Annotated in this window: 21 protein-coding genes; 8 read left to right on the forward strand and 13 right to left on the reverse strand. The window is 44.6% G+C overall.

The genetic code is table 11. The features are described from left to right. Positions 1-162 precede the first annotated feature (162 nt). From QQ041_RS05250 to QQ041_RS05265, 4 genes are all read right to left on the reverse strand, one after another. Entirely contained in the window at positions 163-900 is a 738-nt protein-coding gene (locus tag QQ041_RS05250) for a dienelactone hydrolase family protein (protein ID WP_285953251.1), read from the reverse strand. A 190-nt stretch (positions 901-1,090) separates the two neighbouring features. Then, positions 1,091-2,035 carry a 1-aminocyclopropane-1-carboxylate deaminase/D-cysteine desulfhydrase gene (locus tag QQ041_RS05255; RefSeq protein WP_285953252.1) on the reverse strand — a complete coding sequence of 315 codons (945 nt, stop codon included), beginning with the start codon at positions 2,033-2,035 and terminating at the stop codon, positions 1,091-1,093. A 127-nt stretch (positions 2,036-2,162) separates the two neighbouring features. Further along, a complete protein-coding gene (locus QQ041_RS05260; RefSeq protein ID WP_285953253.1) occupies positions 2,163-3,461 on the reverse strand; it encodes a HAMP domain-containing sensor histidine kinase in 1,299 nt (432 codons plus the stop codon). Further along, complete coding sequence (locus QQ041_RS05265; RefSeq protein WP_285953254.1) at positions 3,458-4,135, reverse strand: response regulator transcription factor; 678 nt, start codon at positions 4,133-4,135, stop codon at positions 3,458-3,460. The genes QQ041_RS05260 and QQ041_RS05265 overlap by 4 nt, the downstream gene beginning before the upstream one ends. Positions 4,136-4,260: 125 nt before the next feature. Between QQ041_RS05265 and QQ041_RS05270 the strand changes: the two genes are divergently transcribed. From QQ041_RS05270 to QQ041_RS05280, 3 genes are read left to right on the forward strand one after another with little or no spacing between them, the layout of a single operon-like run. Then, positions 4,261-5,280: a glycosyltransferase family 2 protein gene (locus tag QQ041_RS05270; protein ID WP_285953255.1), complete on the forward strand. Its 1,020-nt coding sequence runs from the start codon at positions 4,261-4,263 to the stop codon at positions 5,278-5,280. Further along, positions 5,277-6,746, forward strand: coding sequence for a glycosyltransferase family 39 protein (locus QQ041_RS05275; protein WP_285953256.1), 1,470 nt, complete (start codon positions 5,277-5,279; stop codon positions 6,744-6,746). Before QQ041_RS05270 ends, QQ041_RS05275 begins: the two co-directional genes overlap by 4 nt. Next, positions 6,733-7,197, forward strand: coding sequence for a GtrA family protein (locus QQ041_RS05280; RefSeq protein ID WP_146492152.1), 465 nt, complete (start codon positions 6,733-6,735; stop codon positions 7,195-7,197). Before QQ041_RS05275 ends, QQ041_RS05280 begins: the two co-directional genes overlap by 14 nt. 107 nt (positions 7,198-7,304) lie before the next feature. Here QQ041_RS05280 and QQ041_RS05285 read toward each other — a convergent pair whose 3' ends face one another. Beyond that, the gene (locus QQ041_RS05285) at positions 7,305-9,689 is read right to left on the reverse strand and encodes a YgiQ family radical SAM protein (RefSeq protein ID WP_285953257.1); all 2,385 of its coding nucleotides are present in this window, start codon (positions 9,687-9,689) and stop codon (positions 7,305-7,307) included. 236 nt (positions 9,690-9,925) lie between these two features. On the opposite strand from QQ041_RS05285, the gene QQ041_RS05290 reads away from it, so the two are divergent. Continuing rightward, complete coding sequence (locus QQ041_RS05290; protein WP_285953258.1) at positions 9,926-10,606, forward strand: hypothetical protein; 681 nt, start codon at positions 9,926-9,928, stop codon at positions 10,604-10,606. A 115-nt stretch (positions 10,607-10,721) separates the two neighbouring features. Next, positions 10,722-10,922, forward strand: coding sequence for a DUF4250 domain-containing protein (locus QQ041_RS05295; RefSeq protein ID WP_004741624.1), 201 nt, complete (start codon positions 10,722-10,724; stop codon positions 10,920-10,922). Between the two features lie 141 nt (positions 10,923-11,063). Here QQ041_RS05295 and QQ041_RS05300 read toward each other — a convergent pair whose 3' ends face one another. Then, positions 11,064-11,975 carry a LysR substrate-binding domain-containing protein gene (locus QQ041_RS05300; protein ID WP_285953259.1) on the reverse strand — a complete coding sequence of 304 codons (912 nt, stop codon included), beginning with the start codon at positions 11,973-11,975 and terminating at the stop codon, positions 11,064-11,066. A 281-nt stretch (positions 11,976-12,256) separates the two neighbouring features. On the opposite strand from QQ041_RS05300, the gene metE reads away from it, so the two are divergent. Continuing rightward, positions 12,257-14,620 carry a 5-methyltetrahydropteroyltriglutamate--homocysteine S-methyltransferase gene (gene metE, locus QQ041_RS05305; RefSeq protein ID WP_285953260.1) on the forward strand — a complete coding sequence of 788 codons (2,364 nt, stop codon included), beginning with the start codon at positions 12,257-12,259 and terminating at the stop codon, positions 14,618-14,620. An 89-nt stretch (positions 14,621-14,709) separates the two neighbouring features. Here metE and QQ041_RS05310 read toward each other — a convergent pair whose 3' ends face one another. From QQ041_RS05310 to QQ041_RS05335, 6 genes are all read right to left on the reverse strand, one after another. Next, on the reverse strand, positions 14,710-15,105 hold the full coding sequence (locus QQ041_RS05310) for a GspS/AspS pilotin family protein (RefSeq protein ID WP_285953261.1): 396 nt from the start codon (positions 15,103-15,105) through the stop codon (positions 14,710-14,712). A gap of 1 nt (position 15,106) precedes the next feature. Further along, on the reverse strand, positions 15,107-15,403 hold the full coding sequence (locus QQ041_RS05315; protein ID WP_017063533.1) for a YciI family protein: 297 nt from the start codon (positions 15,401-15,403) through the stop codon (positions 15,107-15,109). A 194-nt stretch (positions 15,404-15,597) separates the two neighbouring features. Then, positions 15,598-15,996, reverse strand: coding sequence for an acyl-CoA thioester hydrolase YciA (gene yciA / locus QQ041_RS05320; protein ID WP_009846426.1), 399 nt, complete (start codon positions 15,994-15,996; stop codon positions 15,598-15,600). A gap of 266 nt (positions 15,997-16,262) precedes the next feature. Then, positions 16,263-16,844: a septation protein A gene (locus tag QQ041_RS05325; protein ID WP_285953262.1), complete on the reverse strand. Its 582-nt coding sequence runs from the start codon at positions 16,842-16,844 to the stop codon at positions 16,263-16,265. 133 nt (positions 16,845-16,977) lie between these two features. Next, positions 16,978-17,226, reverse strand: coding sequence for a hypothetical protein (locus tag QQ041_RS05330; RefSeq protein ID WP_017069991.1), 249 nt, complete (start codon positions 17,224-17,226; stop codon positions 16,978-16,980). 287 nt (positions 17,227-17,513) lie between these two features. Continuing rightward, on the reverse strand, positions 17,514-18,401 hold the full coding sequence (locus QQ041_RS05335) for a LysR substrate-binding domain-containing protein (protein WP_285953263.1): 888 nt from the start codon (positions 18,399-18,401) through the stop codon (positions 17,514-17,516). Between the two features lie 181 nt (positions 18,402-18,582). Between QQ041_RS05335 and hisC the strand changes: the two genes are divergently transcribed. Both hisC and QQ041_RS05345 read left to right on the forward strand, forming a co-directional pair. After that, a complete protein-coding gene (hisC, locus tag QQ041_RS05340; protein ID WP_285953264.1) occupies positions 18,583-19,734 on the forward strand; it encodes a histidinol-phosphate transaminase in 1,152 nt (383 codons plus the stop codon). 10 nt (positions 19,735-19,744) lie between these two features. After that, positions 19,745-20,518, forward strand: a complete 774-nt coding sequence (locus QQ041_RS05345; protein ID WP_285953265.1) for an ABC transporter substrate-binding protein — start codon at positions 19,745-19,747, stop codon at positions 20,516-20,518. Positions 20,519-20,638: 120 nt separating this feature from the next. Here QQ041_RS05345 and QQ041_RS05350 read toward each other — a convergent pair whose 3' ends face one another. Then, positions 20,639-21,958: a dicarboxylate/amino acid:cation symporter gene (locus QQ041_RS05350; protein ID WP_315897550.1), complete on the reverse strand. Its 1,320-nt coding sequence runs from the start codon at positions 21,956-21,958 to the stop codon at positions 20,639-20,641. Between the last annotated feature and the right edge of the window lie 93 nt (positions 21,959-22,051).

Here is a 22,051-nt window from a genome sequence, read left to right on the forward strand (position 1 = left end):
AAAAAAGCATATCTGATTCAGAGTGCCTAATTGATAATAGAGATACATTACAAGAAAGCGCTTTCTTTTTGAGTGACGAACGCCAAATTTAAAGAAATAGTCGCTAATAATTAGTACGAATTAGGTGACAGGCTTCCGTTGAGCTGTTACTTAGATTGAAAGTTAACGAGATACCGAACTTAACAACTGAGTAAAGCGTTCCCACGATTTTTGGTCAGCTTCTTGTTGATAGTTGTTTGAGTCGAATACAGTAAAGGCATGCGGCGCACCACTGTAGGTGATCATTTCATGCGGAACTTTGGCCGTTTCAAGCTCAGCGGCGAGGTTGCCAAAATCTTGCATTGAGATCATAGCGTCTGCCGTTCCATGGAGCACGACAACAGGTGCTTTGGTTTGTGAGTAGTCTTGTCCTTTCGGTGTCGATAGACCACCGTGGAAGGTGACATAAGCTTTGGATGGAATTCCTGCTCTCGCGGCTTCCAATACGGCGGCACCACCAAAACAGTAACCCATCATCACATTGTTATCTAAGTTACCGCCAAGCCTTTGTGCTTCCAAGGCTCCTGCATTGAGGAGCGCGCGCATTTTTTCTCTGTCTCTATACAGCTCGCCTGTGTGTTGTTTTTTGTCTTTCACCTCGGTTGGGCGGATGCCTTTACCAAACAGGTCGATGGCGAATACGTTGTAACCGAGTTCATTAAGCATCTCAGAGCGCTTCTTCTCGTAGTCGGTCAAACCATCCCAATCGTGTATTAAAAGTATTAAGGGCGCTTGATCGCTGGCTTCACTCCAATAACCTTCATATTCCATGCCATCAACCTGGTAGATGACGTTTTCTCCAGACAGTGCTGAAAAGGGAAGTAAAACCGAAAACAGACCTAGCGTAGTGAGTGTTCGCATACGTTATTCCTTTCGATGACAATGACGTTCCAATCGAAAGTATAGATAACACGACGATTCTCGCCAGATTGCTAGGTTGGCTTTGATAGATGAAGTAATGAAAGGGTCGCTAGGCTAATTTGAGCATAAACAACCACAGTGGCAGAGCATTATGGTTGTTCGGGGGGGCAAGGTTAGGGCATCAGAGAAATTACCAAGTTGTACTGGTGTTATCACTGTTGGAATTGCTGGTTTTGATATCGGGATACTTACGCTGATAGCGTGGCAACATGGATTCATTACCTAAGATGCCACCTTGATGGATATAGATGATGGTTTGGGTCGGGTTATCTGCTTGCCATTGTTCTAAGCATTGCCACATTAATGGGTCGTAAAGCAGGTCAAACTCGATGTCGGTTTGCTCTTGTAGATCCAACCAAGTTTGATAATCCTGTTGATACAATTTTCCAAAGTGGTGCTTGGTTTTGAGCGGTAAGATCTGCGGGTGATCGGTTTCACCAAGTTCATTGAATTGCTGTGTTAAGTATTCACTGCCACCGACACACGCACAGGTTAACACCGGGATGTTGTGCACTTTTAAATGCTTATGTAGATACAGTGCAGTGCTGCCTGTGCCTGCTGGTAGTGCAACGACGAAATCGTGTTTGTTTTCGAAGCGAGTCCAGCTGAGTATTTCCATCGCCAGTTGTTTCACACCGTACTCAGCAAGCTGAGAACGTCCACCTTCTGGTAACACAATGCACTGAGAGTCAGGTTGTCTTAGTTGCTCAATATACTCTTGTGGATGAAGCTCAGAGCCTGTTTCTTTGACTGAAATAACCTTAGCCTCAAGATCGATAGCGCCACGGTAGTTACCTAGCGGGCGTTCTTGTAGCCATTGAGGAATGTGGTCGACATAAAATTCAAGCGTCCAGCCTTTAATTTTAGCAAGTGCAGCGAGCGAGAACAGAGAATTAGCTTGAGCAGAACCGTAGCTGATTAAAGTGGTGACGTTTGGGTGCTCGTCTTCGAGTAGCTTCATGAACTTTCGGGCTTTATTGCCACAAAAATGGGAGTGAAGTTGATCGTCACGCTTTAAGAAAAAGGTGTGCTCATTGTATTGATGCTGAGTTACAGGGCTATTATTTAGTTTCATCGCACTTAGATAAAATGCTGACTAAAGAGCCAGCATTTTTATATCAAATAGGATTAGTAAGTATCTAGTAGCGAGCGAGTGCTGTAAACCAACTAAATCAAGTTTTCATTGGATATTGAGCTCTGCGTTACGAGTTTGTTCGCTCGATAATTGGTGAGGTTGAATCGGTTTGCAAGCTGATTTTTGCAGTGCACCCACCAGAACTACGGTTGACTAATTCAAAGCCCCAATGGAAGCGTTGGCACAAGTCATCGACAATCAATAAACCTAATCCATGACCATTCGGGTTATATTGCTCCTGAAGGCCTTCGCCTTGGTCTTCTATTACGATACTTTCTTGGGACAGGTTAATAGTGACAGTACCACTATTAGTCGCTGCAATGGCGTTCCTCAACAAGTTGCCGATCAACATATTCATTATTGCGCTGGTGGCTTGAATAGTTGGTTCTGATTGAACGTGTAAGGATATCTCGATTTCCTTTTCATCCGCTTGTAATGAGTTCTTGGAAATGATGGCTTCTAGCTCTTGCTGGCTAAACAAGCGCAGAGGTGCGTCGTCACTGTCTCTCTCATAACGGACTAAACCGAGCAGGGCGTCGACCATCTCTGACATCTGAACAATAGCATCATCAATACGTTCAACCTGGCGAGATTGAAATTCCGTGGTTTCGCTTCTTAAAAGTAATTTATTCGCACCACGAGCGACCGTTAGTGGGGTTCTTAACTCATGGCTTGAATAGCGAGCAAATGCTTGTTCGCGCTTGAGCAAGGAGTTGATCTCTCTACGGTATTGATTGAGTTGGTCTGTTAACTGACGAAACTCAACTGCCGCATCATCGCTTACACCAAACTCTTCATTGAGGTTGAGCTTATTCGACTCAAGCTGTTCAGAAAGAGAGTTGAAGGGCTCGATCAGCCTCTTAGACAGGCGATAGAGCAACGCACCAAAGCCAAAAATCAAGATAGAAAGCAGTGTGAGTACAAAGGTGGTTGCGTACATGAGTTCAGAAACATCAAACTCAACAAGGTCTATCTCGGAAAGCAGGATAATTGGAAAGGTTTCTCCTTCGTCAGTGTATTCTCCCACATACACCATACGAGATTCTGGCTCTTCGCCGACTTCACCAATGAAGCTCTCTTTATCTTTAATAAACTTGTAATATTTGGCAGGAATGAATGAAGGATCGTTATAGGCGATTGTCAGATCATCTATCCTTAACTCACCACTTTCTCCTGCTTGAAATAACCTTACCGCATAATTTCGGTCAATCAGGATGCGTCTTTCACCGACCCGATCTTCTGACATGTAAAGCGCGGCAACAAAAACGACATAGACGAATGCAGATACGATCACGGCCATTAACCCAAAGAAAAGCGCTAAGCGGCCAGTTAAGGTTTTGGTGCTTGTGAGAACATTTAAGATCAATTCGATGGCTCCAAACGGAATCCAACTTTAGGTACGGTAATCAACATTGGGGTGTCAAAAGGTTTGTCGAGTTGATTACGCAGTTGATAGATGTGGCTACGTAACACATCGTTGTTGGGCTCGTCTTCTTCCCATAGCTTGTATGAGATATCTTCGCGAGTGACCACTTCAGGTGCGTTTTGGCACAGCATCTCAAGTATCGTGTAAGTGGTTGGGTTCAGTGCAAGTAATTTGTCTTGGCGGTACGCTTTGCGTGTCTTTTGATCGATGGTGAGTTCATCGAACTGAAGTTTAGAAGAGGCGACTTTTCCGCGGTAACGACGAACCAACGCGTTCATTCTCGCTTCTAGAATATCCAAGTCAAAAGGCTTGGTGAGGTAGTCATCTGCACCGTGGTCAAAGCCTTTTAACATGTCTTCGCGGCTATCCAGTGCAGTGAGCATCAAAATGGGTGTTGCGTTGCCTTGGTCTCGCAGTTTATTACAAACGGTTAGGCCGTCCATTCTCGGCAGCATTAGATCTAATATGATGATATCAAATGAGTTTTCCATTGCGAGTTGCAGGCCCAGTTCGCCGTTGTCCGCATAATCGAGTTCCATACCAATACACTCAAAGTAATCAAACAAGACACCTGCAATTTCACGGTTATCTTCGACTAATAGAACTCGTTTCATTTTGATTCTCATACAGAAATAGACAGTAACATTATCCTGAGTGAGCGTGAAAAATATGTCAATAACATAACTTTCACTTATGGGAGGGTAGATTGACTCCAGATTAGAAAATAGAAGATTGTATTATGTCTGAACTTCATATTAGCCGCCCTAAGATATCTACTTCGCAGATTAACCCTGCGGTATCTCTGTCTATCATTGTGCCTTTTTACGATGAACAAGAGGTGTTGGAAGAGTTCCACTCTCGCCTAACTAAAGTTCTCGATAGCTTACCCATCACCAGCGAGATCGTTTATGTCGATGATGGTAGCAAAGACAACAGCTTGGACTTAGTGAGCTCATTCACTTCAATCAATAGCTCAATCTCGGTGATTGGTTTAAGTCGAAATTTTGGTAAAGAGTCAGCCATGAGTGCTGGCCTTGAGCATTGCCGCGGACAAGCGGTGATCCTGTTAGATGCAGACCTGCAAGATCCGCCGGAGCTTATTCCACAAATGGTTGCCAAATGGCGAGAAGGTTATGACGTCGTCAACATGCAGCGCAGCCAACGTGACGGTGAAACGTGGTTCAAGAAGTTTTCAGCGGCAAGCTTTTACAAAGTCATGAACGTGGCAGCAAAGATCGATGTTCCTGAAAATGTGGGCGACTTCAGACTGTTGAGCCGTGAAGTTGTCGACCATATCAACCAGCTTCCTGAACGTAATCGTTACATGAAAGGCATTTTCTCATGGCCGGGGTTCAGACAAGCGACGATTCAGTTTAAGCGTGACGCTCGCTTTTGTGGCGAGACTAAGTGGAACTACTTGAAGCTGATTGGCTTGGCGATGGATGGCATCACCTCGTTCTCAATTCGACCACTGCGCATTGCGACAGCAGTTGGTGGCCTCGTTGCCTTAACGGCTTTTGTGTATGGGATGGTCATTGTGTTCAAAACCATGATGTTTGGTGAGCCAATCACGGGCTACCCATCCATGATGGTGGTTCAACTTGCCCTCGGCGGCATTCAACTTCTGAGTATTGGTTTAATGGGGGAATACATAGGTCGTATTTTTATCGAAACCAAGAATCGCCCTTTGTATCTGATCCAGTCTGTGGTTGATACACCCGCGTTAAAAACACATTTTAAATTAGAGGAGTCAGCATGAGCCTGAACAGAACGCACCTATGGTATTTGTTGGCTTTTGCATTGGTTTTAAGGCTTTTATCTTTGGCAACCTACCCATTAATGGACACCACCGAAGCACGCTACGGTGAAATGGCTCGTCTAATGGTGGAAACGGGTAATTGGCTAACGCCGCAGTTTGATTATGGCATTCCTTTCTGGGGTAAGCCGCCGCTGTTTACATGGATGAGTGCTGCCGGTATTGAGTTGTTCGGCCTAAGTGAATTTGCTGTTCGAGCTCCTCATTGGTTAGCGGGTGTAGTAACAATTTTGCTGACGGCTTACATGGCGAAGCGAACAGGACAAAGCGCTTTAGTTGCAGCCGTTGTATTGGCGACATGTGGTATTTTTTCTATCGCTGCGGGTGCTGTGATGACAGACATTGCGTTAACCTTAGCGATGACTATTGCCATGCTAGGCTTCTACCTGTGTTGGAAGGGGGAAGGGAGTGCGAAGACTAATAGATACTGGGGTTACGTTGGCTTTATTGGTTTGGCATTAGGCTTACTTGCAAAAGGGCCAGTAGCGATTGTCATCATGGGTATCGCAGTATTCCCTTGGTTGGTCTTACAACACGGTTTCTTTGGCGCTTTTAAAGCGCTTTGGCAACGTTTCCCATTGTTGTCTGGTTTAGGTGTGATGTTAGCGATCGCTTTGCCTTGGTACATCATGGCAGAGATGGCGACACCGGGTTTCATTGATTACTTTATTGTTGGCGAACATTTTAAGCGTTTTGTTGTGAGTGGCTGGGAGGGGGATCTTTATGGATCTGCTCATGATGAAACACGAGGCATGATCTGGGTATTCTGGATTCAAGCCGCTGCGCCTTGGTCGATTGTATTACCGATATTGGCATTTGCTCGACGCAAGAGAATTGCAGAAATTAACGTTGAGAATAGCGGACTGTTTTCATTCCTTGTGTGTTGGTTGATTTCACCTTTGATTCTTTTCACTATGGCGGGCAATATTCTTCCTGCTTACGTGTTACCAGGTATTCCTGCTCTTGGTTTGTTGGTTGCTATACTCGTAGTGGAAAAAGATAAGAAGTGGTTCTCCAGCGTGGCCTTAGTTCTGCCAGTGTTGCTGATGATTGCGATGGTTTACCTAAACCTAGGTAAGGCGAACGAGAAGAGTGACCGTATCATCTTTGAACAGATTACGGATTCTGCGCCAAGCTTCTATGTGGGTAAGCGACCATTCTCAGGCCAATTTTATAGCCATGGGCAAGCAAAGAAACTGCTCGATATCGAGCAACTAGATGGCATCGACAAGTTCTACTTGATTGGTAAAAGAGCAGAAGTAGAAACCAAGATTAAAGACAACGCGTTAACTTGTATTTTGGAACCAACGGTGAAAATAAAGCGTGCTTTGTTTAGCTGTCATAGCCAAAACATCAAACCAAATTTGTCGTTGAGCCACATTCGAAGTGAAAGTGATGTTCAGCGTTAACTCAGGACTGCAAATGCTCAACAACAAGCTTCAGGCACACAGTCAAAAGCTCCAATCCCATCACAAGATGGTTCGATTTGCTGTGGTTGGTGCTGGTGGGTTTGTTGTTGATTGTGCGGTATTCGCCTTGCTGCATTACATTGTAGGTTTGCCTTTAATGACGGCGAGAATAGGCTCGTTCATTGCTGCTGCAACGACAACGTGGTTTGGTAATCGCGTGCTGACTTTTGGGTTCAAGGGGAAGGGGAGTTGGTCTGATAAACTGATTCAGTGGCAAAAATTCATGTTCTCCGCATCGATATCAGCGGTACCTAATCTACTGTGCTTTAAGTTGATGGCAGAACTACTGCCAGTGTTTACTGGCGCTGTGTTTATCGCAATGGCAGTTGGTATCTTGGTCGGTATGGTGACTAACTACCTGTTTAGTCAATACTGGGTCTTCACTCGTTAGATTCTTTGTAATCACATAGCCAAGTGACAGCTGGTACAAACACAAAAAAGCGCAGATAAATAGCTGCGCTTTGTATTTCATTACTATTAAGTTATTGGCTCACAATATTAGCGTTGTGTCGCGCGTTGGCGATTCTTTCCGTTGCCAGCAGGTTTGCCACCTTGACCATTGCCCGCTTTGTTGCGGTTTCCGCCGCTATTGCCTTGTGATTGACCACCAGGAGCTTTCTTAATGAAGCCTGTCGCTGGTTTACGAGCGTTGCCATTGCCGCTACCGTTTTGCTTTCCGTTTCCTTGGTTAGCATTGCCTTGGCTGTTGCCGTTAGCATTCGGCTTTTTACCACCAGGTTTGGAATGGTTGCGTGGCTTCTCGCCGCCTAAACCCGGTTGAGATTTGCTGTGCTTCGTTGCAAAACGCTGTGAGCCGTGACGACCAGACTTACGACGTTGTGCTGGTGTTTGTGCATCAAAATCTTCTGCTGGTACTAGGCAGTTTGCTTTATCACCGATCAAGTGCTGTTTACCCATGCTGATCAGAGCTTCACGGATGATCTTCCAGTTTTCTGGATCGTGGTAACGAAGCAGTGCTTTATGCAGACGACGTTGACGGTCACCTTTAGGCACTGGCACATCTTCACGCTTCTTATATTTCACACGCTTCAGAGGGTTCGTCTCTGAGTAGTACATCGACGTTGCATTACACATTGGTGATGGGTAGAAGTTCTGTACTTGGTCACACTCGTAGTTGTGCTTTTTAAGCCACATTGCAAGGTTAAGCATGTCTTCATCTTCTGTGCCCGGGTGAGCGGAGATGAAGTAAGGAATTAGGTACTGTTTCTTACCGGCTTCAGCGCTGTACTTTTCGAACATCTCTTTGAAACGATCGTAAGTGCCCATTCCCGGTTTCATCATCAGATCCAGTGGGCCTTTTTCAGTATGCTCTGGAGCAATCTTCAAGTAGCCACCTACGTGGTGAGTCACAAGCTCACGTACGTACTCTGGAGATTCAATCGCTAAGTCGTAACGAACACCAGAAGCGATCATGATCTTCTTAACGCCCGGTACTTTTCTTGCTGAGCGGTATAGGTCAATCGTGTGTTGGTGGTCTGTGTTTAGCTTTTCACAGATTTTCGGGAAAACACATGATGGGCGACGACAGTTAATTTCTGCTTTCGGATCGGAACAACCTAAACGGTACATGTTCGCCGTTGGGCCACCCAAGTCAGAAATAGTACCGGTAAAGCCAGGTACTTTATCTTTAATGTCTTCGATTTCATCCAAGATCGATTCTTTCGAACGGTTCTGAATGATACGACCTTCGTGCTCTGTGATTGAACAGAAAGAACAACCACCAAAACAACCACGCATGATGTTCACCGAGGTTTTGATCATGTCGTAAGCAGGAATCTTCGCTTTGCCGTACATAGGGTGAGGAACACGCTTGTAAGCAAGGCCAAACACGTAATCCATCTCTTCAGTCGTCAATGGAATTGGTGCTTGGTTAACCCAAAGTTCACGGTTACCATGACGTTGAATCAAAGCACGACCTGAATACGGGTTTGTCTCTAGGTGCAAGATACGGCTAGCGTGAGCGTAAAGAATACGGTCGTTGTTTAGCTTTTCGTATGCAGGGATACGAACGGCTGTTGTTTTTGCATCGTGACGAGAAGGGCGAATTGTAATCGGCTGCGCTTTTATTTCTTCTTTCTCATCTTTCTTAGTATCACATTGCGTTTCCACTTCGTACGGGTTTACCGGTACGTAAGCTTTGTTCGGCTTTTCGATACGAGAAGAGTCGATGATTTTGAAGCCTTCAGGCGCTGCAGCAAGATTGATTGCTGTACCACGAATGTCTGTCAGCGTTGACATGTCTTCGCCATCAGCGATGCGGTGTGCCACTTCAACCAGTGCGCGCTCGGCGTTACCAAAAAGAAGGATGTCTGCTTTTGCATCAAACAATACAGAGCGACGAACTTTATCCGACCAGTAGTCGTAGTGCGCAACACGTCGCAAGCTCGCTTCAATACCACCAAGAACGATTGGCGTGCCTTTGTAGGCTTCACGACAACGTTGAGAGTAAACCAGAGTTGCACGGTCAGGACGCTTACCACCTTCGTTATTTGGCGTGTAAGCATCATCGTGACGTAATTTGCGATCAGAGGTGTAGCGGTTGATCATGGAGTCCATGTTACCCGCTGTAATGCCGAAGAATAGGTTAGGTTTACCTAGCTTCATAAAGGCATCTTTATTGTCCCACTTTGGTTGAGCGATAATGCCCACGCGGAAACCTTGAGCTTCAAGGAGACGGCCGATGATAGCCATACCAAAGCTCGGGTGATCGACATACGCATCACCAGTTACAATAATAATGTCACAGCTATCCCATCCAAGAGCATCCATCTCCTTTCTACTGGTAGGCAAAAAGGGTGCAGTTCCGTAGCACTCGGCCCAGTATTTTTTGTGTTCGTGAATAGGAGTGATATCGCTGTACATATTTCAACCTCTGATTTTTGAGGCGGGAATTATAGCGGCATGAGACTAGACTAGCCAGTAGAACATGCCCCTGTTAGTTCTGGTGTCTTTCGTCTTTTTACGGTAATGGCGACAAAAGAGCCATAAAACAGCATAGTTGAAGTCTTGAATAACGTCGCTAATTTATGATTTTGATTAGTGTTCGCAGCAGTTTTTGATATTATTCGCGAAAATAAGTCTGAAGAAGTAGATCCACAATGGTCGAAACGTTATTAGTACAATTTGCTCCGATGCTTTTAGGAGCCCAACTGATCTTAACCCTCATCCTGGTAAAAGGGGATATTTGCCCAGGACAACGTGGTCGTATCCACAAGATGTTGCCTGCGATTGGCGTGCTTTGGCTTGCCGTTGCTTCGGTTAAAATTGAAGCATTCCTTGTCGTATTCACAATCTTTTATTTCTACTCACAAGTTCAAACTAAGAAGACTCGTGATTCTGGCCCTATCTGGGTGATGTATCTTGCTTGCGGTTTAGCGCTGTCATACGTTGCAATTCAAGCGACTGAACAAGTAACCACTGTCGGTATCATTACGACTCTGCTGTTGGTCGTATTATTAGGTGCTGCGTTTGGTCATTTATTGCTGACGATCGCAAGAACGCGTTTGCAAGCATTCCACCGTGTTTTGCCAGTGGTGGGTGTATTGACGGGCATGTTGGTGGTACTGGCAACAGTCGTGAATGTTTACTCACTCTCTGAAGCTCAGTTAGAGCCAGTAATTTCCACCTTGCTATTTAGCTTCGCTTTGTTGATCTCTTCTATCGTGGTGTGGTGTTGGCATCTACTGTTCGTCAAGACCCCTGAAAAGCTGCAACTGACGGTTTCGTTATTGATGTTATTGGCGGCTGCTGTTGGTTTAACGCCAGTTTGGGCACTTTAGTCGCTCATTCTTATTAATCACGTACTCTCATTAAGAAGTGTGATCAGTTTTTTAGCATGGCGTTGGTAAGCGTTCTAAACTTAATTTTAGTCGGTGTGTTCGTAAGGAGTACGAGATGGATTTAAGTAACGTTAAAAGTCTGGATAGCATTATCTTGCTGGGAATAGTGAACGAAAAACTGCGCTTAGAGTGCGACAGTTTTGAAGAGCTCATTAGCATGTATGAGATGGATATAGAAAGTGTCGTCGGCAAGCTTGATATGCTTGGCTATCAATACGATCCGCTGACTAATCAGTTTAAGTCATACGCAAGATAGTCTATTTTTCGCGAATCAACAGATAACGCAAAACAAGCGCTACTAAACCTAAAAAGTCACAGATAATCTGTGACTTTTTTGTTTATGATTTGCGTGTCTGGCGTTTGCTTTTTGTCTTAGCGAACACAATCAGAAATACCGTTAAACGACCTTTATTCCATCCAGGTGGCTCTTACTCTGCTGCCTTGCAGTGCTGAAGAATGCTTGCAGATAACGCTTGTCTTTCTCTGAGTTTCTTACCGCTGCAAACAGTCTTCTTGAAAGCCCTTTACCTAACGGTTTACTGGCGATTAAGCCTTGTCGTGAAAATTCACTGATCGCCCAGTTTGGCAATGCTGCGACACCTAATCCTGCCGATACCATTTGCACCAACATCAAGGTGTTGTCTGCTTGCTTCCACTTCTTAGGTTCTACACCTGCAGGTTGCAAAAAGTGCTTCACAACATCCAAACGCTGTTTTTGAACTGGATAGGAGAGCATGGTGAGATCGCTAAGATCTTGCGGAGCAATGCTTGGCTTATCAGCCAAAGGCGAGTTAATTGCAGTGATCAAACGCATCTCGAAGTCGAAAAGTGGCTCATAGTGAACCTCTGAACGTGGCTGAATGTCTGAGGTGATCACCAAGTCTAATTCACCAGCCATTAATGCGGGTAGGGGTTCAAAACCAAAGCCTGACGAAAAATCTAATGTCACACTCGGCCAAGCAACTTGGTACTCCTTCAAAGCGGGCATTAACCATTGGAAGCATGAGTGACACTCGATCGCCATGTGCAAACGCCCATTCACGTCCTCTTTTAGGCTTGCGAGTTCGTTCTCTGCTTTAGCGATTCTTGGCTGTATCTCATCGGCGAGCTTAAGCAAAATCTCACCTTCAGAGGTGAATTTAACTGGCCTCGTTTTACGCAGGAAAAGCTGACCGCCAATACGCGCCTCAAGGTCTTTCAATTGGTGAGAAAGCGCCGATTGAGTTAGGTGAAGAGAGGTCGCTGTGGCTGTGAGTGAGCCGCTGTCTCTTAAGGTGGTCAATGTTCGCAGATGTTTAAGCTCTATCATGAGTATTCCTCATATTCCCTAAGCCAATTCAATATTTCTTAATAATCACCCTACGGGGTTTTTTATCATTTGTAAACGTCTAGATGTCCAGATGGATTTAATTGTGTTCATCTCTGACTCGCTGATGATGAATATTTTTAATAAACAAGATGAATATTTGGACGTTGTTCGTCGAGCTGATTCGGTAGATAGTTTAGCCATCCGGACGCCTTTTTATGAAAGCAAGAACACAATAGGCAGTCTGAAAAGATACTAACAATTATTGAATAAGGAATCGGTTCATGACGACAACAACGCATATTCTTGGCTACCCACGTATTGGTGAAAAACGCGAACTCAAATTCACACTAGAGAAGTACTGGCGCGGTGAAATTGGTCAATCTGAACTCAAACAACTAGGCAGCGAGCTGAGAAATCGTAACTGGAATGTACAAGCTGATGCGAATCTTAGCTTTGTAACTGCGGGTGACTTCGCATGGTACGACCATGTGTTAACAACGACTTTGCTCTTGGGCCATGTACCAAAACGTCACGCTGGTGGATCTGAAGAAGAGAAAGCCTTCCCAGACTTAGATACCTTGTTCCGCGTTGGCCGCGGGCAATCTCAAACTCAAATACAATCTCAAAAGCTGCCAACTTGTTGTGGCGGGAAACATGGTTCAGAAAGTGCCAAAGATGGTACTGCAGCATCTGACATGACCAAGTGGTTCAACACGAATTATCACTACATTGTTCCAGAGTTCAGTAAAGATGATTCGTTTGAAGTGAGCTGGCCACAACTGTTTGATGAAGTGAATGAAGCCATTCAAGCTGGGCATCAGGTGAAGCCAGTTCTTCTAGGTCCGCTGTCTTACTTATATCTAGGCAAAGAAGTGGAAGAGGGCTTTGACCGTTTAACCTTGCTTCCACGTCTACTTACTGCCTACCAAGCGATTTTAGCTAAGCTTGCCAAGTTGGGCGTTGAGTGGGTGCAAATCGATGAGCCCATACTATCCCTGGAACTTGAAACTAAGTGGGCTGATTCATTCAAACTGGCTTATCAAGTGATTCAAGGCGATGTGAAACTATTGCTTACTACTTACTTTGATTCAGTGACTGATACGTTAGATAAAATCGTAAAACTGCCAGTGAATGGTTTACATATCGACTTGGCTGCCGCACCGCAGCAACTTGATGAAGTGGTGAATAAACTACCTGAAGATTGGGTGCTCTCTGCAGGTGCAATCAATGGCCGTAATATTTGGCGAGCTGACTTAGCCGCGCAGCTTGAGTTACTACAGCCAGTGAAAGAGAAGCTAGGAGACAAATTGTGGGTCGCAAGTTCATGTTCGTTGCTGCATAGCCCAGTCGACCTTGAGTTAGAAGAGACACTCAGCGAAGAAGTGAAGAGTTGGTTTGCCTTTGCAAAACAGAAAGTGACTGAGGTGAGCTTATTGGGTGCAGCGCTGGACGGCGATCAAAATGCCATTTTAGCGTGCGAGACTTATAGCCAGCCGATTGTAGCTCGTAAGAGTGCAACTCATGTTAATAAGCCACAGGTACAGGCTCGCCTCAACACGATTACCAAAGCACTCGCTGACCGTAGTGCCCCTTACCCAGAGCGAGCTGCACATCAGTCGGAAGTTTTAGGTTTACCATTACTGCCAACGACTACGATTGGTTCTTTTCCACAGACTGGTGAGATACGTGTTCAGCGCAGCGCTTATCGCAGCGGGAAATTGAGTGAAGCGGAATACACGACTGCACTAAAAGGTCATATCGCCGATGCGGTGAAGCGTCAAGAAGCACTCGATTTAGATGTGTTGGTGCATGGAGAAGCGGAACGTAACGACATGGTGGAGTACTTTGCAGAGAACTTAGCAGGTTTTCAGACCACCAAATTTGGCTGGGTACAAAGCTACGGCTCTCGCTGCGTGAAACCTGCGATTGTGGTCGCGGACATTGAGCGTGAAAAACCGATGACGGTTGAGTGGTCGACTTATGCACAATCACTGACATCTAAGCAGATGAAAGGCATGCTGACTGGCCCGGTCACTATTTTGTGTTGGACGTTCCCGCGTGAGGATATCTCGCGTAAAGATATTACTAACCAATTAGCATTTGCGCTGCGTGATGAAGTATCTGACCTACAAGATGCAGGAATCAACATTATTCAGATTGATGAACCTGCGATTCGTGAAGGTTTACCATTGAAAAAACGTGACCATGCAGAATACTTAGAATGGGCAGTTGATGCCTTTAAGATCTCAGCCGCGAGTGCCAAGCCTGAGACGCAAATCCATACACACATGTGTTACAGCGAGTTCAACGAAATCATTGATTCAGTGGCCGCACTAGACGCTGACGTAATTACCATTGAGACCTCTCGTTCGAATATGGAATTGCTTAAAGCGTTTGAAGAGTTCAATTACCCGAATGCTATTGGTCCAGGTGTTTACGATATTCACTCGCCAAACATTCCATCGCAAGAGTGGATCATTGGTCTGTTGAAGAAAGCAGCGGAGAAAATTCCGGCAGAACGTTTATGGGCAAACCCAGATTGTGGTCTAAAGACACGTAATTGGGCAGAAACAGAAGCAGCACTGACTAACTTAGTCTCTGCGACTAAGGCACTGCGTAAAGAGTGGGAGTCAACAGAAGCTTAACTATCATTAGAGCTATATGACTCAAAATAAAAAGCCTCGTAACTGCGAGGCTTTGAAGTTCATATTTGTTCGAATCTCGAATCTCGAATCTAGCTGCTGCTCTGGCAAGTATCTTTGCTGATCAGCTTCTCAACCATCAATTGTCCGCGTGTGTTGCGAATCTTAATGTTGTAAGCCAAGCCCATGTCTAGGTTTGCTCTTACTTCTGAGTTAGTGCAGTAGCTATTCACACTCATATCAACAACTTGGTTTAAAGGCTTCGCACCTTTAGCATCTTGGTTGTAGATCATCATGATTTCAATCACGGTGTTTTTTGCGAGTACTCGCATGACCGACAACGGGCCGTACTCAATCGGCAAGCCGGCAGATAAAACGCCAGCACGGTGCTGAGCCATCATCTCTAGCTGTCTTTGTTCGTCATGCTCACTTGATGAACAGCCTGCAAGCAGAGCTAAAGCCAGTGAGCCAATAATCCATTTTTTCACGTTAAAATACTTTCTTGAATGGTTTAACAATAACATTTTGGTAGACACCAGCAGCGATGTACGGGTCTGCGTCTGCCCACGTCTGTGCATCTTCTAAAGAATTAAACTCAGCAATCACAGTCGAACCTGTGAAGCCTGCTTCACCAGGGTTATCTGAGTCAATGGCTGGCATTGGGCCTGCTGTTAACAGTCGGCCTTCATCGTGAAGTGTTTGTAGGCGTTCTAAATGTTGTGGGCGAACACTTAGGCGTTTTTCTAATGAATTTTCGACGTCTTGAGAAAAAATCACGTACCACATATTGAGATATCCTTATTTTACTTCACTAAATTGGGGCGTTTAAATTCGCTATCTTGCTAATTTACGCGAACTAATTGGTATTGGAAGGACTAATGATAAGAAATTGTGAATTGGTGCGGGAGAGTGAGAAGGTCTTTAGCATTTTTAATCGAAATGGCTAAAGACCTTACAGTGCGATAGGGCTGTCGAAAGTCCTATTTATTGATAGAGCGAGGCTTGCCACTTTCATCAACTGCCACGTAATTGAACGTCGCGCCACACACCTTGTAACGGTCGCCGATGCCGTGATCAAGTACAGGCTTAACCCATACTTCTAGGTCGATATTCATCGAGCTACGACCAATTTTAGTACAGTCACCATAAACGCACACCACATCACCTACTGAAACCGGCTGTTTGAACTCGATACTCGATACTGAAACGGTGACTATTTTGCCGTTAGAGATCTCTTTTGCCAGTATGCCGCCAGCAAGGTCGAGTTGAGACATTATCCAACCACCGAAAATCTGGCCTGCTGCATTGGTATCAGAAGGCATCGCCAAGGTGCGAAGAAGTAAAGAACCAATTGGGTTCAAAGTTGATTGAATCGTCATTGTAGTACTCTTGGTGGTATTGATTATCTTAAATAAAAACTGATGTGTTGACTGATTGGGTACATTGGCAAATGAGTGCAATGAACAACAAGAAACCAGATGGCCGTTAATTTAGTGAGATTGTCACTAAATAATAGGCTTTATTTTGACCAGTTTCCGCAACACAGAAAAGCCAACGGCCAATGATCACGAGTATCATTGGCCGCTAGGTATAGCATATTGACAAGAATTGTAACAAAAACGGAATGAGGACTCACCCCTTGGGGTTACTTCTCGTCAGTATTTTTATCAGTTAGCTCTTGCTGCTCTTTTTGTAGCTGTTGATCTTTTGGTAAATGCTTATAGATGTAGGCACCCGTAAGCAGCGTAAATAGTAATGTTGCTATTAGCAGGCCAAACACCTTGAAGTTAACCCACACATCCAATGGTAGGCTGAAAGCAACGTAAACGTTGAGAATGGCACATAGGGTAAAAAATAGAGTCCAAGCCCAGTTGATCTTGCCCCATATGGCATCAGGCAGTGTGATCTCTTTACCCAACATGCCTTTAATTGCTGATTTTCCCATAAGGTGGCTGGCTGTCAGGCCAATAGCGAATAGAGCGTAAACGATCGTCACTTTCCATTTTATGAAGTTGTCGTCGTGCAAGAAGATGGTCATGCCACCAAATACGGCAACCATAAGGAACGTGATGATCTGCATTTTTTCTACTTTCTTGTAGATGAAGTATGTCAAAATAATTTGAACTGCAGATGCAACGATCAAAGCACCAGTCGCTGTATAGATGTCATACATCTTATACAGCGCAAAGAAAATAATGAGAGGAATGAAATCAAGAATTTGTTTCATGAGGCACTGACTATCCAGTTAATTGAGTTGCAGACAGTCTAACGAAAACTGTCTCGATGCTAAATAGCCCGAGACAATTGGGTACTAATTAATTCAATCTAACCGCTCATCGTGTTTAACGAGTTTTAACAGATTATCTCATTGACGAGGTTTGGTAGCGAGGTATCAGCTTCTTGATGTCTTCAAGGTAGCCTTCGCTCTTCAAGCTATCTAAGGTATTTTCGAGTTCTTGCTCACTCATGGCAAAACACGTCGATTTACCCGTTGTTAGATCTAGGTACTCGTGATATTCACGTTCTGTGAAGTGGCCAATTCGATCCATTAGCAGGGTTTTAATTCCATGGTGAATTAAGCCGTAATACGTATGTCTTTGTAAGGTCATAGCCTATCCTCCGTGACAAGCTGCAGTGATAATGATGCAACCTGCTGTATATTGGTTGGGTTATCTATGACAAAGCAATTCGAATGCCATTTTTTCCAATTGAATAGAGCGTCTCCCCAATCAAATAGAATTGAACTTCTTTTCAATTAGTTAAAGGAACGTACGTTCTATTATCTAAACACCAATACGGGGCTGACGGAAAATAGTTTTATTTTGAGAATGGTAAAATTCTCATTATGACGATCTACTGAAGCTTTTAGGCTCCTGAATTGGCAATTTGATAACCGTTAATCGACTAGCCAATCGACTAAGGTTGATAGCGAGGCATTCTGACGGTTTTTGGGTTGTAATAGGAAGTATCCATTTCCCGAAAAGACACTGCCTTCACTCACTTTCACCAATCTACCTAAATCAATATCTTGCGTGGCCAGCGTGATGTCGCCTATGGCAATACCAAACCCTTGAATGGCAGCATTCATAGCTTGATCGAGTGTCGCGAATTGCTGGTTGTTCTTACTTGAAAGGTCGTGGCTTCCTATGTGTTCCAACCAAAGTCGCCAATCACTCTGCTCATTGTTGGCGTGTAGCCAAGTGTATTGGGCAAGCTTGTGTGGCTTGATGATGGTCGACGCGTCGTTGACAAGATGGCTTTTGGTAATGCTTTGCGCTTGGCAGACAGGAGCTAGTTGCTCGTTGAACAGTAGTTGGCTAACAATTGAGTGTTGGTTTGGTTTCTTGCCATAAATAATCACCGCATCGAAGGGATCAAAGCTTGGCTCAAAAACGTGCTTGATGGTCGACGTGAGCTCGACATCAATATCAGGATAGGCCTGTTGAAAGGACATCAACTTAGGCAATAACCAAGAGGTAATACAGCTCGGTGCGTTGAGTTTGATCTTGGAGGGAGAGCTAGCCACTTGATTTAGAGCCGATTGCAGTTGATGAATCGTTCCTTGTATCAAGGGAACCAGTTCTTCTCCTTTCGGCGTTAAAGACAGCCCGCGAGCATGACGATAGGAGAGATCACAGCCAAGGCTTTCTTCAAACGACAACACCTGACGACTGACTGCACCTTGCGTGACATTGAGCTCATGTGCAGCTCGCGTAAAGTTGAGATGCCTTGCCGTAGACAAAAACGCGAGTAAGGTTTTGGTTGAAGGTAGTGTGCGATTCATATCTTGACCTATGATTTTTTATCATGGCTATTATGTGATTATTTCGATTCATTTATCAATAGTGTTCTGTTTGAATGTAAATACTTAATCATCATTTGTGATTCAATATGTGTATAAGTCACATTTTTTGAATATTAAGGCAATGATGAAGACATTGTGATTTTGTGAAAGGGATAGCTTCTTGACATCTTTTATTGATAGCTTAGTACCTCAGGCTGTAAAAAAATTAATACCTTATCAATCAGCTAGAAGAATTGGTGGTGATGGACGTGTCTGGCTAAACGCCAATGAATTGGAAAGCTCGCTGTTTCAAGGAGAAGCAAGTCACAACCGATACCCAGACTTCTTACCACAAGATATTGCTAAGGCTTACCAAGATTACTGTGGCACTGATGCTGCGACTGTTGCCGTTCGTGGTGCAGATGAAGCGATTGATTTGCTGATCAGAACATTCTGTAAACCGGCGAGCGACAACATACTTATCTGTTCTCCAACGTATGCGATGTATGAGTTTTGCGCCGATGCATTGGCGATTAATACCTTGGACTCTCCATTGCAGGAAGACTTCAGCCTGAACGTCGCTGATATCGTGAATAAAGCGGAACTGGCGAATATCGTGTTTCTTTGTTCACCAAACAACCCAACGGGTAATGTGATTCCTAAATTGGATTTGATTCAGGTACTGGAAGGCACGATTGGAAAGTCGCTAGTGGTAGTCGATGAAGCGTATATCGAATTTGAACCACAAACGTCAGCCGTTAGCCTTATTGAACGCTATCCACATTTGGTTGTGATTCGCACTTTGTCGAAGGCGTTTGGATTGGCTGCGGTTCGTTGTGGCTTTATCTTAGCGAGTCAAAATGTGATGCAGTATATCGCGAAGCTGATTCCACCTTATCCGATGCCAGATTGTTCATCTCAAATCGTTTTAGACGCTTTGTCTGATGAACGAGTCTCTGTGATGGAAGACGCGACGCTAAAATTGGTCGAGCTACGTAACTGGTTTGCTTGTGAGTTAACGCAGTTTGATTTCATCGAGTCAGTTTACCCCTCATCGACGAACTTTATTTTGCTACGTCAAAAACCTGGGTATCAAGTGTTCAGTGTATTGGCGAAGGATAGCATTGTGATAAGGAATCAAAACCACGAACCTGCCTTGCGTAACTGCGTACGAATCAGTATTGGTAGCCAAGAGAGCATGCTAGAAGTGATAACGTCACTTACACGCTACCAAACCGAGCTACAACAGACTCAACAAGATCAGCAAAAACGAAAGCATCAACAAGATCAATATATAGAAATTCAATCTCAACTCGATAAAGATCATATCTAGGATGGCAATGATGAAAAAGATAATACTAGGACTCGCTTTTACGGCCGCTTTACTTGGTACAACGGTACAGGCAAAAGAAATCCGTTTGGCGTCAGACTTTACGTATCCGCCATTCAACTACAAAAACAGTGCCGGTGTGCCTGTCGGGTTTGATATTGAGATAGCTGATGCCTTGTGTGAGCAAGCCAAGCTCGATTGTACTTGGGTTTCACAAAGTTGGGATTCGTTGATTCCAAGTTTATTGGCAAGAAAGTCAGATGTGATCATGGCGTCGATGCGTATTACCGAAGAGCGTAAGCGCAAGATCTTGTTCACTGATAAGTACTACCAGACCCCAGCTGTGTTTGTTGCTGCTAAAAGCGCGGAGTTCAGCGTTGATGAGGCAGGCTTAGCAGGCAAAACCATCGGTGTTCAGCAAGGTACGATTCACGATCGCTACGTAACTGACAAGTTTGGCGATGTGGCAAACATTAAGCGTTATACCGGCCAAGATGAAGTTTATCTGGATCTGCAAAACGGTCGTCTAGATCTAACTTTCGGCAACTCAGATCAACTGTCATTGGCTTTCTTAGATAAGAAAGAAGGCGAGGGCTTTGAGTTCAAAGGCAAAGCAGTAACCGACAAAGCCTACATTGGCGAGGGTACGGCGTTAGCATTAAGAAAACAGGATTCAAAACTGGCGAAACAATTCAATGCCGCGATTGAGGAGATCAGATCGAACGGTACCTACGACAAGATCGCGTCTAAGTACTTTACGTTTGATATCTATGGCGCTGATTTATAATTCGTCTAACGCCTAAATTAGAACACCAAACACAAAAAATCCGAGGGCTGTGAGGCTCTCGGATTTTTTAGTTTAAGCTGGTGGTGCTAATTCAGTCACCACTAGCTTAGCGTTTATTTATTACGCTTGCTGTTTTTGTAGCTCAGCTTCTTTCGTTTCGTCTTCGATTAGAGAATCAACGATTACGGCACATGCTGCATCACCAGTGATGTTTAGAGCAGTACGGATCATGTCGAAGATACGGTCGAGAGCGAACAACAGAGGTAGACCTTCGATAGGGATACCAGCCGCAAGAAGAACTGCAACCACTAGGAAAGAAGGACCTGGAACACCAGCTTGACCAACTGCACCTAGCGTAGACGTTACGATGATAGCAACGTAAGCGCCCATAGATAGGTCGATGTTGAACAGCTGTGCGAAGAAGATAGCCACTAGGCCGTAGTAGATCGCGTTACCAGACATGTTGATCGTCGCGCCAAGAGGCAGAACGAATGAAGCAGTAGAGTTACGAACGCCAAGCTCTTTCTCAACTGTTTCCATTGTTACTGGTAGTGTTGCCATTGATGAAGCAGTTGATAGTGCTACCGCTTGAGGCTTCTTCATTGCTACTAGGAACTTCTTAGCTGAAGTCTTAGTGAAGATTTGAATCATCAGTGGGTAGGCAACAAAGCCGAAAATCAGGATCGCAGCGATGTAAACAATGAACAGTTTGAACACAACCATAAGTGCGCCGAAACCGAAAGTACCTACTGCTTCTGCCATTAGGCCGAATACGCCAAGTGGTGCGATGATCATCACCTTGTTGATCATCCAAACCATAGCGTCAACAATCGCGTTTACGCCATTGATGATAGGGTCACGTTTTTCTTTCGCTTGCTTAGAAAGCGCGATACCAAAGAACAAGCAGAAAACGAGAATTTGCAGAATGTTTGCTTCATTCAATGATTGGAAAACGTTGGTAGGGATCATGCCAGTGATGGTTGCCCAGAACGTTGGAAGTTCGCCTTTCGCAGCGTATTCAGAAGAGAACATGCCTTCAACGCCAGAAACATCGATACCACGACCCGGTTCGAATACTTCACCCATTACCAGCGCTAGTGCTACAGCAAGTGCAGACGTTAGTGCAAAGTAACCTAGTGTTGTTACACCGACTTTACCTGCAGATGAACTGTTGCCCAGACCAGCAGCACCTGAAATCAGTGCAACTGCTACTAGAGGGATAACCAGCATCTTGATCAAATTGATGAAGATAGCGCCCAGTGGAGCGAACATAGTTGCGCTGTCACCCATCATCGCACCGACTACAGTACCGACGATCATTGCAATAACGACTTGAACGCCGATGTTGCTTAGTAAACTCTTTTCTTTTAACACTTCCATAACCTCTGTGCTACTAAATATAAAAATCCCAGAACTACTCACCAATGTACGATGTACCATTGGATTAATATTTCGCGAAGAGTTTTACACGTATCCTTTACATTTATCAATATGAGCAGAGGTGAAAGTCCTCCAAAAATAGGTGGTCTAATG

It is taken from the genome of Vibrio sp. TMPB1044 (genome assembly GCF_030442075.1).
GTDB classification, from domain to species: Bacteria; Pseudomonadota; Gammaproteobacteria; order Enterobacterales; family Vibrionaceae; genus Vibrio; species Vibrio satsumensis.

Bases quoted from the DNA above. Each gene is read 5' to 3' on its own strand.
- QQ041_RS05325 (WP_285953262.1), bottom strand. From the start codon at position 16,844: ATGAAACAAATTCTTGATTTCATTCCTCTCATTATTTTCTTTGCGCTG.
- QQ041_RS05265 (WP_285953254.1), bottom strand. From the start codon at position 4,135: ATGAAACGAGTTCTATTAGTCGAAGATAACCGTGAAATTGCAGGTGTC.
- QQ041_RS05290 (WP_285953258.1), top strand. From the start codon at position 9,926: ATGGTCGAAACGTTATTAGTACAATTTGCTCCGATGCTTTTAGGAGCC.
- yciA (WP_009846426.1), bottom strand. From the start codon at position 15,996: ATGACGATTCAATCAACTTTGAACCCAATTGGTTCTTTACTTCTTCGC.
- QQ041_RS05315 (WP_017063533.1), bottom strand. From the start codon at position 15,403: ATGTGGTACGTGATTTTTTCTCAAGACGTCGAAAATTCATTAGAAAAA.
- QQ041_RS05285 (WP_285953257.1), bottom strand. From the start codon at position 9,689: ATGTACAGCGATATCACTCCTATTCACGAACACAAAAAATACTGGGCC.
- QQ041_RS05250 (WP_285953251.1), bottom strand. From the start codon at position 900: ATGCGAACACTCACTACGCTAGGTCTGTTTTCGGTTTTACTTCCCTTT.
- QQ041_RS05300 (WP_285953259.1), bottom strand. From the start codon at position 11,975: ATGATAGAGCTTAAACATCTGCGAACATTGACCACCTTAAGAGACAGC.
- QQ041_RS05345 (WP_285953265.1), top strand. From the start codon at position 19,745: ATGAAAAAGATAATACTAGGACTCGCTTTTACGGCCGCTTTACTTGGT.
- QQ041_RS05280 (WP_146492152.1), top strand. From the start codon at position 6,733: ATGTTCAGCGTTAACTCAGGACTGCAAATGCTCAACAACAAGCTTCAG.
- QQ041_RS05275 (WP_285953256.1), top strand. From the start codon at position 5,277: ATGAGCCTGAACAGAACGCACCTATGGTATTTGTTGGCTTTTGCATTG.
- QQ041_RS05330 (WP_017069991.1), bottom strand. From the start codon at position 17,226: ATGACCTTACAAAGACATACGTATTACGGCTTAATTCACCATGGAATT.
- QQ041_RS05255 (WP_285953252.1), bottom strand. From the start codon at position 2,035: ATGAAACTAAATAATAGCCCTGTAACTCAGCATCAATACAATGAGCAC.
- metE (WP_285953260.1), top strand. From the start codon at position 12,257: ATGACGACAACAACGCATATTCTTGGCTACCCACGTATTGGTGAAAAA.
- QQ041_RS05350 (WP_315897550.1), bottom strand. From the start codon at position 21,958: ATGGTACATCGTACATTGGTGAGTAGTTCTGGGATTTTTATATTTAGT.
- QQ041_RS05295 (WP_004741624.1), top strand. From the start codon at position 10,722: ATGGATTTAAGTAACGTTAAAAGTCTGGATAGCATTATCTTGCTGGGA.
- QQ041_RS05270 (WP_285953255.1), top strand. From the start codon at position 4,261: ATGTCTGAACTTCATATTAGCCGCCCTAAGATATCTACTTCGCAGATT.
- QQ041_RS05335 (WP_285953263.1), bottom strand. From the start codon at position 18,401: ATGAATCGCACACTACCTTCAACCAAAACCTTACTCGCGTTTTTGTCT.